This is a genomic window from Weizmannia sp. FSL W8-0401 (assembly GCF_038009125.1).
Taxonomy (GTDB): domain Bacteria; phylum Bacillota; class Bacilli; order Bacillales; family Bacillaceae_C; genus Weizmannia; species Weizmannia coagulans.
In genome coordinates this window covers 1,343,748-1,358,127 of the sequence record NZ_JBBPAG010000001.1, presented here as the reverse complement: position 1 = coordinate 1,358,127, position 14,380 = coordinate 1,343,748, and the positions used below count along the sequence as shown (strand labels likewise).

Sequence of the window (14,380 nt, the reverse complement as noted above, 5' to 3'; positions counted from 1 at the left end):
TGTCCCGGCAAGTTTTACGGCACATAAAAAGAACCGGCACCAGACGGGGAAAGCAGCCTGATGCCGGATGGAATAAATTAGCGTTCACCCTTGATATAAGGGACACCGTCCGCTTTCGGGGCTTCCGCACGCCCGATGAACCCGGCAAGTGCCAGAATGGTCAGGACATACGGCGCAATGAGCAAATAAACGTTCGGAATTTCTTTCAAATACGGAATGCTGTTGCCGACGATGCTGAGGCTCTGCGCAAATCCGAAAAATAAAGCGGCCCCCATCGCGCCAAGCGGATTCCATTTGCCGAAAATCATCGCAGCGAGCGCCATATACCCTTGCCCTGAAATCGTCGAGGAACTGAAATTCAGGGTGATCGACTGCGCGTACACGGCCCCGCCGATCCCGCCGAATACACCGGATAAAAAGACGGCAAAGTAACGCATTTTTACAACATTGATGCCCATCGTATCGGCCGCCATCGGATGTTCCCCGACCGAGCGGAGGCGCAGGCCGAACGGCGTTTTATAAAGGATAAACCAGACGAGAATCGCAATCAGGATGGCGATGTATGAAGGGTATGTGATCCCCTGGAAAAACAGTTTGCCGATCCCGGGAATATGGCTGAGGCCGGGAACATCCACCTGTTGGAAATATTCGCTGATCGTATTGGTCTGGCCTTTTCCGTAAATGTTTTTGATGAGAAACATGGCGACGCCGAGCGCAAGAAAGTTGATCGCGACGCCGCTGACTGTCTGGTCGGCGCGGAAAGAAATGGATGCAGCCGCATGGATCAGGGCAAATAATCCGCCGACAAGCATCGCCACCAGCACCGCGATCCACGGCGTCCAGGCGCCTAGGGCATGCGAAAACGTTAAGTTAAAGACAATCGATATAAAAGCCCCCATGATCATTAGCCCTTCAAGGCCGATGTTCACCACGCCGGAACGTTCGGAGAAAACGCCTCCCAAAGCAGTAAAAATAAGTGGCGCTGCAGATAGTAAAGATGCCGAAATCATGATTTCCAAAGCGGTCATAAAATGCATTTTATTTCGCCTCCCTTTTCAAACGGGCCAGAGACCATTTGATGATATAGCCGGATGCGACAAAAAGAATAATCAAAGCAATGACAATGTTGACCAGCTCATTCGGCACATTGGCATCGACCGGCATGTTCAGCGAGCCGACTTTTAAAGCACCGAATAAAACAGCTGCGATCAAAACGCCGGGCGCCGTATTCCCGCCGAGCAGTGCCACCGCAATGCCGTCAAACCCGATGCCGGAGAAAGAAGATTGCAAAAAGGCAAAGCCGTAATTCCCGAGCCCCTCCATTGCGCCGCCGAGCCCGGCAAAAGCGCCGGAGATGACCATGGAAAGGATAATGCTGCGATTCACACTCATGCCGGCGTATTCGGATGCGCTCTGGTTAAACCCGACCGATTTCAGTTCAAAGCCGAGCGTGGTCTTTTCAATGATAAACCACATCACCACAACAGCAACCAAAGCAAGGTAAATGCCATTGTGCAAGGTGGAAAAGTCGGTAATCTTCTGAAAAAAAGGAGACGAAAGGGATGCCGAATGATGAATATGCGGTGTCGTATCCTGCTGCTTTGAAAGCACATTCCGGATTAAATAGTTGGATGTGTGCAGCGCAATATAATTCATCATAATGGTCACAATGACTTCGTGCACCCTGAGCCGCGCTTTCAAAAGGCCGGGAATGAATCCCCAAAATGCCCCGGCGCAGCAGGCGGCAAGTATTGCGAGCGGCAAGTGGATTACTTTTGGCAGATCAAAAGCAACGCCGACCCAGACAGCCGCAATCCATCCGACGATCAGCTGGCCTTCAGCCCCGATATTAAACAACCCGGTCCGGAATGCAAATGCAATCGCAAGCCCCGTAAAAATATAGGGCGTTGCAAGCCGCAGCGTTTCGCCGACGTAAAAAACCTGGCCGAAAGCGCCGTTCCAGAGTGCAATATATCCATTCACCGGGTTATAGCCGCTGACAAGCATAATCAATGCGCCTGCCAAAAGGCCGAGAATGACAGACACGACAGGGATCAGAAGGTTCAATGTTCGGTTAGACATTGGTTTGTTCACCTTCCCTTTCTTTTTTGGAACCGGCCATCAAGAGCCCAAGCTCCTGTTCTGTCGTCTGCTTCGGATCGACAATATCAATGATGGCCCCTTCATAGATGACGGCAATCCGGTCACTTAAGTTCATAATTTCATCCAGTTCAAACGATACAAGCAGGACAGCCTTTCCGTGGTCCCGCTGTTCAATCAGCCGCCTGTGGATAAACTCAATTGCCCCGACATCAAGCCCGCGGGTCGGCTGTGCCGCAATCAAAAGATCCGGATCGCGGTCCACTTCACGCCCGATGATCGCTTTCTGCTGGTTTCCCCCTGAGAGCGCCCGCGCTTTTGTAAATTCGCTCGGGGTGCGCACATCGAATTCTGCAATGATCGATTTTGCCTTTTTATAAATTTCTTTGTAATTTAAGATGCCGTTACGGGACATCGGCTTTTTGTAATACGTTTGCAGCACCATGTTTTCCCCGATCGTATAATCGAGTACAAGCCCGTATTTATGCCTGTCCTCGGGAATATGGGCGACGCCCGCTTCCGTTACTTTGCGCGTCCTTAAGTTCGTAATGTTTTTGCCGTTCAGGCGGACTGTGCCGCTGTCCGCTTTTCTGAGCCCTGTAATCGCTTCAATCAGCTCTGACTGCCCATTACCGTCCACACCGGCAATGCCGACAATTTCACCGGCTCTGACGGTTAAATCCAGCCCTCTGACCGCTTCCACCCCGCGTGAATCTTTCACATGCAGTTGCTCGATTTCAAGCACATTTTGCCCCGGGTGGCCCTCCGTTTTTTCCGTCTTGAAAAGAACATCCCGCCCGACCATTAAATGGGCGAGTTCCTGCGGGTTTGTATCTTGGACATTAAGCGTCCCGATGCCCTTCCCTTTGCGGATGACGGTGACCCGGTCGCATACTTCCATAATTTCTTTCAATTTGTGGGTAATTAAAATGATGGATTTTCCTTCCCGGATTAGCGTCTTCATAATGCCGATCAGTTCATGGATCTCCTGCGGCGTAAGCACGGCCGTCGGTTCGTCAAAAATAAGGATTTCTGCGCCCCGGTACAGCGTTTTTAAAATTTCCACCCGCTGCTGCATGCCGACGGAAATATCTGAAATTTTCGCTTGCGGATCCACATCCAGCCCGTAACGGTCGGAAATTTCCCGGACTTGCTGTTCCGCTTTTTTGACATCGATGGTAACGGATTTTTTCGGTTCCTTGCCGAGTATAATATTTTCAGTCACCGTAAACTTATCAATGAGCATAAAATGCTGATGAACCATGCCGATGCCGAGATCATTTGCCACATTCGGATCTGTAATGTTCACTTTCTGGCCGTTTACACGGATTTCTCCCTTTTCCGGCTGATACAGCCCGAAAAGTACATTCATTAACGTCGACTTTCCGGCGCCGTTTTCTCCAAGCAGCGCGTGGATTTCTCCTTTTTTTACCTGCAGGGTGATGTCATCGTTCGCAACAATTCCCGGAAATTCTTTGCGAATATGGAGCATTTCAATTACGTAATCCACCCTTTATCACTCCTTACCATTGGGGTCTAAAGAAAGCAATCGTCATGGCGTCTTCAGACGGCAGCTTCGGGGAATCCGCCCTGCCTTTGTGGATGGCTAAAATTGTTTCATTTTTTAAACATTTTTAACACGGGACCGGCAAAAACCAGTCCCGTGAGATGGATCGATTATTTTAATTTTGACGGAATGTTCACTTTCCCGTTTATGATCTTTTGTTTCCAGTCTTTCACGGCCGATTTCATTTCAGGCGTTAAATTGTCCTGTGTCGGCGCAATCCCGATGGCATCTTCTTTCAAGCCGTAAACAATGTTTTTCCCGCCCGGAAATTTGCCGTCTTTCGCTTTGGTCGATAAATCGATGACTGCCTTATCAACCCGTTTGACCATTGAAGTCAGTGTTACATTGTATTCCTTTCCTTTAACCGTTACCTTTCCTTCATCTGCCTGGTCGCGGTCCACACCGATGACCCAGACGTTTTTGTTTGGATCATTCTGTTTAATATTTTTCGCTTCTGTAAAGACGCCTTTCCCGCTGCCGCCGGCTGCATGGTAAATCACGTCGATGCCGGATTTATACATTGCTGAAGCCATCGACTGCCCTTTGCTTGCATCATCAAACGAGCCGACATACTGGATTTGCACATTTGCTTTCGGATTAGCAGCTTTGACGCCCGCACGGAACCCGGCTGCGAATTTATTGATCAAATCGCTGTCTGTCCCGCCGATAAATCCGATTTTATTGGTTTTTGTCGCCATACCTGCCACGACCCCGACAAGGAAGGAACCTTCTTGTTCTTTAAACGTAATGCTCGCCACATTTTTCTTTCCGGTAATGACATCGTCAATGATTGCGAAATTGGTATTTTTACGCTGATCCGCAATTTTTTCAATGGCCGGCTTCAGCTTGTAGCCGACACCGTAAACGAGGTCAAACTGTTTCCGGACGGCCGTGTTCAGATTCGTTGTGTAATCTGCATCCGATTTGGATTGCAGATAGTCAAAGCCGTCTTTGCCTTTTGACAAGTGATTGTCCTTCCCGAACTGCTGCAAGCCTTCCCATGCCGACTGGTTAAAAGAACGATCGTCAATTCCGCCCGTATCGGTTACGAGTGCAACGGTAAACTTGTCCTTACCTTTGCTGCCGGAATTGTCGCTCTTTGTGCCGCATGCGCCGAGAAGCGTCCCTGCTGCCAGGACAGCGGCAAGAGCCAAACCAAATTTACGCTTTTTCACTTTTGTTCCCCCCGGGAAAGTTATTTTTGGATAACGGCTTTTCAAAAGAAACCGAATCCAGCTTACCGTCATAAATATATCATTTTTTAATTGCGAAAGAAACATAAATTTATATTTTTGTCGAAAATAGTAAAAACTGCGCATCGCGGCGTTTTGCGGCCGCTGCGGTGCGCGCAAGCTTGCGGGGCGTACTACGAGCTCTGTTCTTCAGACGGTTTCGGGATCAAAACCGCACGCGGCTTGCTGCCTTCATACGGCCCGACAACCCCTCTTGCTTCCATTGCATCAATTAGCCGCGCCGCCCTTGTATAGCCAATCCGGAAACGGCGCTGCAACATGGAGACGGAAGCAGTCTGCATTTCCGAGATTAAGAGAACTGCTTCATCATATAATTCGTCGTCGAAATCCGGCTGGTCCTGGGGCTCTTCCGGAATCATCTCTTCCTGGTACTGGGCTTTTTGCTGGGAAATGACGAAATCAACGACTTCTTCCACTTCTTCATCGGAAAGATAAGCGCCCTGGACGCGGACCGGTTTGGAAGCCCCGACCGGCAAAAACAGCATGTCCCCCCGGCCAAGCAGTTTTTCCGCGCCGCCCGTATCCAAAATCGTTCTCGAGTCAGTCGCCGAAGATACGGCAAAAGCGATTCTTGACGGGATGTTGGCTTTAATGACACCGGTAATGACATCAACGGACGGCCGCTGCGTGGCAATGATCAGATGAATGCCTGCCGCCCGCGCCATTTGCGACAGCCGCGTAATGGAATCTTCCACATCGCCGCTTGCCACCATCATTAAATCGGCAAGCTCATCAATAATGACAACGATATAAGGCAAAAGCGGCTGCTTGTCCCCTGTTTCGATATTGCTTTTTTTAATATGGTCGTTGTATCCTTCGATATTGCGCGTGCCGGTATGGGAAAAAAGCTCATACCTCCGTTCCATCTCATTCACGACTTTTTTCAGCGCCTGGGAAGCTTTTTTCGGATTGGTCACAACCGGCGCAAGCAAATGCGGGACACCGTTATAAACATTCAATTCGACCATTTTCGGGTCAATCATCATCATTTTCACTTCATGCGGTTTGGCGCGCATTAAGATGCTCGTAATGATGCCGTTAATGCACACGCTTTTCCCGCTCCCCGTTGCGCCGGCCACAAGCAGGTGAGGCATTTTATTCAGCTCCGCGAGCACTGCCTGCCCTGTAATATCCCGGCCAAGCCCGATCTGCAGTTTTGCCTGCGGGTTATTTTCCTTTCCTTCGAGCACTTCCCTGAGCGATACGACCGCGATTTCCTTATTCGGGACTTCGATGCCGATCGCTGATTTCCCCGGGATCGGCGCTTCCATCCGGATATCTTTCGCCGCCAGCGCAAGGGCAATGTCGTCACTTAAACTGACAATCTTGCTGACTTTCACGCCGACATCGGGGTGCACTTCGTATTTTGTAACGGCAGGCCCTAAATGCACCTGTGTCACACGTGCCTTGACCCCGAAGCTTTGGAAAGTCCGTTCAAGTTTTGCCGCATTGGCATGGATCGCTTTATATTCGCTGCTCTGGTCCGCTGCCCGCGGCCTTTTTAACAGCGTCAGGGGCGGCAATTGATAATCTTCATTTTCATATTCCGTAAACTGGATCGGAGGCGTATGGTCCTCTTCCGCTTCTGTATCCGGCGTTTCCGGCTGCGCCTCTTCCGCTTGCGGAGCCGCGCCGGCATATTGCTCCGTAAAGCTGGAAATAATCGGGGGAGGCGTTTCCCCGCTTGCCGGCCCGGCATCCCCGTCATGGCCTTCCCCATCTGCGGAGGCGGATTGCGGCTGCAACGGCGCTTTCTGCCGTTTCTTTTCCTGTTTTTCTTTTTTGGCTTCCCGCCATGCCCCAAACTCTGTTTTCATCTGGTTCCATTGCTTTTTTAAAAACAGCCAGAGCCCTTCCAGTGCCTTTTCCACATACGGGCTTACGGGCTTGCCCGTTAAAAGCATCAGGGCGATGAGCGCGAGTAAAACGCAAATGATTTTCGTACCCGCCGAGTCAAATAAAAAATGGGAAGCCGCATATAAAACCGCACCTGCCATGCCGCCGCCGATCTGCGTGCTGAAAATATTGCCGTGCACATCCCCCCCGAGCACAAGCTTCCACCAGATCTGCTCCTCCTGATGCCAGATCCTGATCGTATTGACGACCGCACTGTTGCCGGACAGTTCATGCGCTTTTGCCAATGACCCGATAAGCCGCTCATGGCAGTAAAGGAGGGCGCTCGCAAATAAAAGATAAAATCCGGTCATGCGGACAGTGAAAAATGCAGGCCATGCCCGTTTGATCATGAGAAACACGCTGAGCACGACCAGAGAGGCAACCGCAACCCAGTACAGCCGGCCGAAGAAAAACCGGAAGAACAGAATCAGGGTTGTGCCCGTTTTGCCGATATGGTAAAGGGTAAAAATGCCGAGCGTAAGCAGGATAATGCCGAGCAACTCAAACTTTAAATCTATCTTAATTTGTTCAGCAGCTTTTTTTCTTCTGCGCCGCTTTTTTTTCGCCATATAACCACCTTCGATAGTGAAAACGTATTTTTCAGCTTTGCCTGCCGGAACGGGATGCAAGAAAGCAGCCTGTGTGGCTGCTTGTTTTAACATATTATAGCATATTTGCGGCCCGGGTGGTTTACGGCCCGAAATGGCGGATCACATTTCCGGGTGCAAGCTCCGGGTTCAGATAGTCAAAAGGATTGGAGCTGAGAATACGGGTAATCCGGTATCCTTCATCAAGCTGCTCCGCCAGTACCGGCACGCCTTTTACGTTTAACATTTCAATTTTATTCCAGGCGTTTGCATCTTCAGGAAAAATCAGCTCCTGCGGCATCATCGTGTAGAGAATCATTGGATCAGCCCCTCTTTCCCTTTTTCATCCCGGTATTTTTCAATGAGGCTGTTTAATTTGCCAAGCGCTTTGCCAATCCCGCCCACTTCATCAATCAAACCGTACTCAACGGCTTCCTGGCCAACAATATTGGTGCCGATATCCCTTGTCAAATTCCCTTTCGCAAACATTAAGTCTTTAAAAACCTCTTCTTCTACATGCGAATGCCGTGTCACAAACTTGATCACCCGTTCCTGCATTTTATCCAGATATTCAAATGTTTGCGGGACGCCAATGACAAGGCCTGTGAGCCGGATCGGGTGAATCGTCATCGTCGCGGTTTCAGCAATAAAGGAATACGAACAGGATACAGCGATCGGCACGCCGATAGAATGCCCCCCGCCGAGCACAATCGAAACAGTGGGTTTGGAAAGGGATGCAAGCATTTCGGAAATGGCAAGCCCGGCTTCCACATCCCCTCCGACCGTGTTCAGAATGACGAGCACCCCTTCAATTTTCGGATTTTGTTCAATCGCGACAAGCTGGGGGATCATATGCTCATACTTTGTCGTTTTATTTTGGGGCGGCAGCTGCAGATGCCCTTCAATCTGGCCGACGATGGCCAGGCAGTGGATATTGGAGTCCTGCGCGAGCTGCGGCACATTTGTTTGGCCGAGCTGCTGGATTTTCTCTACAAGCGCGGATGCCGCATTTCCTTCTTTCGGTTCTTCTTTATTCGGTTGCTGGTCGCTCATTTTTCTAAAACCCCTTTTGCCTGTAATGTAAGGGCTTAACGCCTTTACGCCTTATTATTTGCACGGAAGGGGTTTTCATACGGAAGCCCCGCGGTTTCCGGAACCGGAAGCGGGGCTTTGCCTTGCATTTTTAATGGTGCACCAGGCGGGCCTTGTGCCACAAAGAGGGCGGGCACGCGGGAACCCCCGCCCCGCCCTCTGTCCGGCATGGGCATCAAACTTCCATAATAATTGGCAGGATCATCGGGCGCCTTTTCGTCTGCTCATATAAAAAGGAGCTGAGATGGTCGCGGATCCCCTGTTTAATACTCGTCCAGTCAAAAGCATCTTGTGACGTGTTCTGTTCCACCACTTCTTTTACGATGTTGGATGAATGGCTGATCAACTTTTCGGATTCGCGGACATAGACAAACCCGCGCGAGATAATTTCAGGACCGGCAGCCAGTTTTTTATGCTTTTTATCAAGCGTGACGACGACAACCAATATTCCGTCCTGGCTTAAAAGTTTGCGGTCCCGCAACACAATATTGCCGACATCGCCAACGCCGATTCCGTCAATGAGAATATTGCCGGAAGCAACCCGGCCGCTCGCCTGGAATTTGCCGTGCTTGTATTCCAATACTTCCCCGTTGCTTGAGATGATGACCGATTCTTTCGGCATCCCCGTTTTGTACGCCAGTTTTGCATGGGCATACAGGCTCCTGTATTCCCCCTGGATCGGGACAAAGTATTTTGGCCTCATTAAATCAAGCATCAGCTTTAAATCTTCCTGGCAGCCGTGGCCGGTCACGTGGATTTTCCGGTTGCCCGCGTAAACATCGGCTCCTGCACGGTAAAGCATGTCAATCGTTTTCGCCATGAACAGTTCCAGCCCCGGAGACGGCGTTGTGGCAAGGATGACCGTATCCCCTTTTTGAATATTGACCTGCTTATGGTTCTTTTTCGCCATTTTTTGAAGGACGAGAAACGGTTCCCCCTGACTCCCTGTTGTCAAAATCGCCAGTTCTTCGTCCCGGTATTTTGAAATTTGCTGCAGCGGGATAATGAGGTCATCTGTCCGGGCCTGCAAGTATCCCAATTTTAATGCAATTTTATATACTTTTTCAAGATAATTTCCGACAAACGCAACTTTGCGGCCGGTAGTAGAAGCCGCATCGAGCACTTGCTGCACTCTGATTAAGTTCGAGGCAAAGCTCGCGATAATAATCCGGCCCTTTGCATCGTAGAAAGCATCCGTAATTTCTTCCGCCACAACAGACTCATGGGTCGTATATCCCGGATGTTCCGCTTCCGTGCTGTCGGATAGTAACAGGAGCACGCCTTCTTCGCCGATTTTCGACATTTTTCCGATTTCCGAACGATAATGCCCGCCCATTTCCTGGTCAAATTTAAAATCGCCGGTATACACAATATTGCCTTCCGATGTGGAAATGCAAATGCCGACCGAGTCGGGAATGCTGTGTGTTGTTTTGAAAAAGTAAATATCTGCAGCATCAAAATGGAGAACCGTATCGGCATCAATTTCTTTAAAGCGGATATGCTTTTTCACTTTTAGTTCCTTCAACTTTTCTTTCGCCAGCGCGATGGTAAACTTTGTGGCAAACACCGGCACGTTGAGTTTCATCAGGATATATGGCAGGGCGCCGATCGCGTCCTCATGCCCGTGTGTCAAGAAAATTCCCTTTATCCGCTGCCTGTTTTCCATTAAATAAGTAAAATCCGGGATGACAATATCGATCCCGAGCATTTCGTCTTCCGGCAGCATCAGCCCGGCATCAAGCACAAACAGGTCTTCTCCGGTTTCCACCACGTACATATTCTTTCCGATTTCACCAATTCCTCCTAAAGGAATGACCTTAATGGTTTCGTTTTTTTCCTTACGCAAAATTCTTTTCCTCCTGTGTTGTTTGAAATTCTAGAGCAGGAATCACGTTTCTTTTTGATAGATCGCAAGGGGTTGCCGGATTCCATCCGATACGGCCTTACGCATATCCAAGTTCCCGGCATAAAAAATAAGCGGCCGGCTCTTCCGCCGCATCCCTTTTAAAACGCCATGCCTGGCACCAGGCGCCCGCACGTCCACTTGCACCGTCCCGGTTCTATCGAAAAAGACTTTCCGAGCCTGTAAAAATAAATTGCTGTCCGTTCCTTTCTCTTATGTATAGCTTAACCGAAAAGGGTATATCCGGTCAATGAAGAGAGCGTGATATTTCCATCGACAAATGCTGCCTATTTCCGCCAATCTGCTGTTTGCCAGCAGATTGGCGGGAGAGGGCCTGCTTTTTTTCCTGGAGCCGGCATGGGGGCTTTCTTCAAAACCCGCTTAAGCAAAAAAACGACCCTGTCCGTTTTTCCGGAAGGGCCGTTTTTTTTGCTTAAAGATCGCCAAGCAGGTGGTGAATGGTTTCCCGTTCTTCTTTTGTCAACGGAACGAGTGGGAGGCGGACGCCGCCGGCATCCATCCCTTTTAATTGCAAAGCGGTTTTGACCGGTGCCGGATTAGGCGCCATAAACAAACCGCGCATTAATGGAAGCAGCTTTTGGTGCAGCCTTGCCGCTTTTGTTACATCCCCAGCAAAAAAGGCTTGCACCATTTCCTGTATGGCCGGGCCGGCAACATGGGAAGCAACCGAAATCACACCCGCCCCGCCGATTGAAAGCACGGGAATCGTCAGGCCGTCATCCCCGCAGTATAATTCAAAATCATCCGGCGTACGGGCAATGATTTGCGCCATCGCATCCAAATTCCCGCTTGCTTCTTTTACCGCAACAATATTCGGGATTTTGGAAAGTTCGATGATCGTTTCCGGTTCAATATTGACAGCCGACCGGCCCGGGATATTATAAATGACAACCGGGAGGCTGGTGAATTCCGCAATCGCCTTGAAATGGGCATACATGCCGGCCTGGTTCGGTTTGTTGTAATACGGACCGACAGCCATGACGGCATCAACGCCGCATGATTCCGCACGCTTCGTCAATTCGATCGAAGCATACGTGTTATTGCTCCCTGTTCCAGCAATGACCGGCACCCGCCCGTTTGACGTTTTCACAACCTGCTTGAACAGCGCGGTTTTTTCTTCAGGCGAAAGTGTCGGGGATTCCCCCGTTGTTCCCGCAACGACCAAAGATTCTGTCCCGTTTTCAATTAAATAATCAACCAGCTTTGCCACCTTTTGCAAATCTAGATTCCCTTTATGGTCAAAAGGCGTCACCATTGCCGTTGAAACTTTTCCGAAACGACTCATACTTACACTCCTCATCCTGCCGGGTTTTGCAAGATGAAAAATAAAAACACCCGGCAGAAAATCTTTCATTTTTTACGCATGAATATCATACGTTTCCGTTTCGCTTTCTAAACTAAAGGCATCATGAAGGGCATTGACCGCTGTAACGAGATCTTCCTGCTTCACCAGCACCCAGATGGTCGTGTGGCTGTCAGCAGACTGTAAAATCCGGATCCCTTTTTCGGAAAGCGCCGACACGATTTTATACGTAATGCCCGGCACGCCCGCAATCCCGGCGCCGACAATTGATACTTTGGCGCAGTTCCGTTCAATTGCCGGTTCATGCCCCAGTTTTTTCAGCACTGCTTCAGCCCGGTTTGCCACTTCTCCGGAAACCGTGTAGACAACGCTTGTCGGGGAAATATTGATAAAATCGACACTGATATTTTCAGCTGCCATCGCTTTAAACACAACCGTCTGCAAATCATACTGCCCGTCTTTTGCATATACTTTGATCTGCGAAACATTCGGTACATGCGCAATCCCGGTAACGGTGCGTTCTTTTATATCGGTCCCGAGTTTCTGGCGGTGGCTTAAAGATGTGACAAGCGTACCGATATCGTCGGAATAAGTGGACCGGATGCGGATTGGCACTTTTGACTGCATCGCGATTTCAACGGCGCGCGGGTGGATCACTTTTGCACCCTGGTAAGCCATATTGCAGACCTCGTTATACGTGACCACCTGAAGCTTCCGCGCATTTTCGGCAATCCGCGGGTCAGCTGTCATGATGCCTTCCACATCGGTAAAAATATCAATCCACTCCGCTTGAAGCGCAGCACCGAGCGCTGCAGCGGATGTGTCGCTGCCCCCGCGCCCGAGCGTGGTTACGTCCCCGTTTTTTGCGGCCCCCTGAAATCCTGCAACCACGACAACATCGTGCAGTTTCAGTTCACGCAGGACGCGGTCGCACTTCATGTCCGTAATTTTCGCATTGGTATGCTCCGCGTTCGTGCGGAAACCGGCTTGCGCGCCGGTCAGGGCGCAAGCGCTGATGCCGTGCGCGTTTAACATATTGGCAAACACAAGGCTGGAGATAATTTCGCCGGTTGACAACAGCAAATCCTGCTCGCGTCTGCTTAAACAGGTTTCGGACCCACCAACGAGCGACAGGAGCGTATCGGTTGCATACGGTTCCCCTTTGCGACCCATCGCCGAAACGACGGCAACCACCTTATAGCCTTCTTCCAGTGCTTTTTCTACATGATGTTTGGCATGCATTCTTGCATCATGATCCCGTACGGATGTGCCGCCGAATTTTTGGACAACGATTTTCAATGAAGAACACCTCTGTTATAAACTAATAAATAAGAACAGTGATTCCGGTAACGAGCGGGCTTTGCCGGCCGGTTTTTTGCCAAAGCCATGTTTAAAGGGCCGGCCGTTTTTAAACCGTTCCCTTCCCGGCCGGAAAAAGCCGCGGCATATTTTTTGGCATACGTGTCCATAAAATATATCGGGAAATGGAACCTTCTCCGATTACCGGATTCCGGCATAAACTTCGCTTTCCCTATATCTTATCACCAATATTGCAAAAAGGTCAGCCTAAATTGCCCCCTCAATCAGATGAGCCCCATCCTAATCAGGCTTTCCGCAATCTGGATGGAATTTGAGGCAGCGCCTTTCAGCAAATTATCGGAAACAACCCACATATGGAATCCGTTGTCTTCATCCGGGTCTTTGCGGATCCGCCCGACAAAAGTGTCATACTTGCCGACCGCATTGACAGCCATCGGGTAAATCTGTTCTTCGGGGCGATCTTCCAGCACAACACCGGGCGCAGACGCGAGCACTTCCCGGATCTGCCCGGCACTTGTGCCGCCCTTTTCGGTTTCAAAATAAACAGATTCCGAGTGGCCGGTTGCAACAGGAATCCGGACGCATGTGGCGGAAACTTTTAATTCCGGCATATGCATGATTTTTTTCGTTTCATTGATCATTTTCATTTCTTCAAATGTAAAGCCGTTGTCCGTAAACACATCGATTTGCGGGATGGCATTAAACGCAATCTGGTAATGCTTCTTGTCGCCCTTTACCGGCAGTACCTGCGGCTCGTAAGCCCGCCCTTCAATGAGCGCCTTCGTCTCGTCGTTCAGCTCCCGGATGGCAGCCGCGCCCGAACCGGAGACAGCCTGGTATGTGGAAACGAGCACCCGCTTCAGGCCGAAATTTTTGCGGACGGGTTCCAACGCAACAACCATCTGGATCGTCGAACAGTTCGGATTGGCGATAATGCCGTTATGTTTTTGAATGTCTTCTTCGTTTACTTCCGGGACCACAAGCGGCACTTCCGGGTCCATGCGGAAGGCGCTCGTATTATCGATTACAATTGCCCCGCGTTTCACCGCTTCCGGCACAAACTTTTTCGACACGCCCCCGCCTGCGCTGAAAAGGGCGATATCCACGCCTTCAAAGCTTTCCGGCACCGCTTCCCGGACCGTGATTTCTTCCCCGTTTACCGTTATTTTTTTGCCGGCGGAACGCGAAGATGACAGCAGCGTCAATTTGTTATACGGAAATTTGCGGTTTACCAAAGTTTTAATCATTTGCTGGCCGACAGCGCCGGTTGCCCCGACAACGGCTACGTGATAACCTGATGTGTTTGCCATTGGCGTATTCCCCTTCCAATTCCAAAAC

At 50.1% G+C, this 14,380-nt stretch carries 11 protein-coding genes; all 11 read right to left on the bottom strand.

Annotated features, from left to right (window positions below; translation table 11 throughout):
* Window positions 1-77: 77 nt before the first annotated feature.
* Window positions 78-1,037, bottom strand: a complete 960-nt coding sequence (locus NSU00_RS06415) for an ABC transporter permease (RefSeq protein ID WP_029141544.1) — start codon at window positions 1,035-1,037, stop codon at window positions 78-80.
* 1 nt (window position 1,038) lies between these two features.
* Window positions 1,039-2,082 carry an ABC transporter permease gene (locus NSU00_RS06410; protein WP_029141545.1) on the bottom strand — a complete coding sequence of 348 codons (1,044 nt, stop codon included), beginning with the start codon at window positions 2,080-2,082 and terminating at the stop codon, window positions 1,039-1,041.
* Entirely contained in the window at window positions 2,075-3,610 is a 1,536-nt protein-coding gene (locus NSU00_RS06405) for an ABC transporter ATP-binding protein (RefSeq protein WP_340703549.1), read from the bottom strand. Before NSU00_RS06405 ends, NSU00_RS06410 begins: the two co-directional genes overlap by 8 nt.
* A 167-nt stretch (window positions 3,611-3,777) precedes the next feature.
* The gene (locus NSU00_RS06400; RefSeq protein WP_029141547.1) at window positions 3,778-4,842 is read right to left on the bottom strand and encodes a BMP family lipoprotein; all 1,065 of its coding nucleotides are present in this window, start codon (window positions 4,840-4,842) and stop codon (window positions 3,778-3,780) included.
* 191 nt (window positions 4,843-5,033) lie between these two features.
* Window positions 5,034-7,385 (bottom strand): DNA translocase FtsK, encoded by a 2,352-nt coding sequence (locus NSU00_RS06395; RefSeq protein ID WP_013859151.1) that lies wholly within the window; start codon window positions 7,383-7,385, stop codon window positions 5,034-5,036.
* 121 nt (window positions 7,386-7,506) lie between these two features.
* The gene (locus NSU00_RS06390; protein ID WP_013859150.1) at window positions 7,507-7,722 is read right to left on the bottom strand and encodes a YlzJ-like family protein; all 216 of its coding nucleotides are present in this window, start codon (window positions 7,720-7,722) and stop codon (window positions 7,507-7,509) included.
* Entirely contained in the window at window positions 7,719-8,456 is a 738-nt protein-coding gene (locus tag NSU00_RS06385) for a ClpP family protease (protein WP_013859149.1), read from the bottom strand. Before NSU00_RS06385 ends, NSU00_RS06390 begins: the two co-directional genes overlap by 4 nt.
* A gap of 214 nt (window positions 8,457-8,670) precedes the next feature.
* A complete protein-coding gene (locus tag NSU00_RS06380; protein WP_061566941.1) occupies window positions 8,671-10,341 on the bottom strand; it encodes a ribonuclease J in 1,671 nt (556 codons plus the stop codon).
* A gap of 490 nt (window positions 10,342-10,831) precedes the next feature.
* The gene (gene dapA / locus NSU00_RS06375) at window positions 10,832-11,704 is read right to left on the bottom strand and encodes a 4-hydroxy-tetrahydrodipicolinate synthase (protein WP_340703548.1); all 873 of its coding nucleotides are present in this window, start codon (window positions 11,702-11,704) and stop codon (window positions 10,832-10,834) included.
* A 72-nt stretch (window positions 11,705-11,776) separates the two neighbouring features.
* Window positions 11,777-13,021 carry an aspartate kinase gene (gene dapG, locus NSU00_RS06370; protein WP_340703547.1) on the bottom strand — a complete coding sequence of 415 codons (1,245 nt, stop codon included), beginning with the start codon at window positions 13,019-13,021 and terminating at the stop codon, window positions 11,777-11,779.
* 284 nt (window positions 13,022-13,305) lie between these two features.
* The gene (locus tag NSU00_RS06365; RefSeq protein ID WP_340703546.1) at window positions 13,306-14,352 is read right to left on the bottom strand and encodes an aspartate-semialdehyde dehydrogenase; all 1,047 of its coding nucleotides are present in this window, start codon (window positions 14,350-14,352) and stop codon (window positions 13,306-13,308) included.
* Between the last annotated feature and the right edge of the window lie 28 nt (window positions 14,353-14,380).

Bases quoted from the DNA above. Each gene is read 5' to 3' on its own strand.
- dapA (WP_340703548.1), bottom strand. From the start codon at position 11,704: ATGAGTCGTTTCGGAAAAGTTTCAACGGCAATGGTGACGCCTTTTGAC.
- NSU00_RS06365 (WP_340703546.1), bottom strand. From the start codon at position 14,352: ATGGCAAACACATCAGGTTATCACGTAGCCGTTGTCGGGGCAACCGGC.
- NSU00_RS06385 (WP_013859149.1), bottom strand. From the start codon at position 8,456: ATGAGCGACCAGCAACCGAATAAAGAAGAACCGAAAGAAGGAAATGCG.
- NSU00_RS06395 (WP_013859151.1), bottom strand. From the start codon at position 7,385: ATGGCGAAAAAAAAGCGGCGCAGAAGAAAAAAAGCTGCTGAACAAATT.
- NSU00_RS06415 (WP_029141544.1), bottom strand. From the start codon at position 1,037: ATGCATTTTATGACCGCTTTGGAAATCATGATTTCGGCATCTTTACTA.
- NSU00_RS06390 (WP_013859150.1), bottom strand. From the start codon at position 7,722: ATGATTCTCTACACGATGATGCCGCAGGAGCTGATTTTTCCTGAAGAT.
- NSU00_RS06410 (WP_029141545.1), bottom strand. From the start codon at position 2,082: ATGTCTAACCGAACATTGAACCTTCTGATCCCTGTCGTGTCTGTCATT.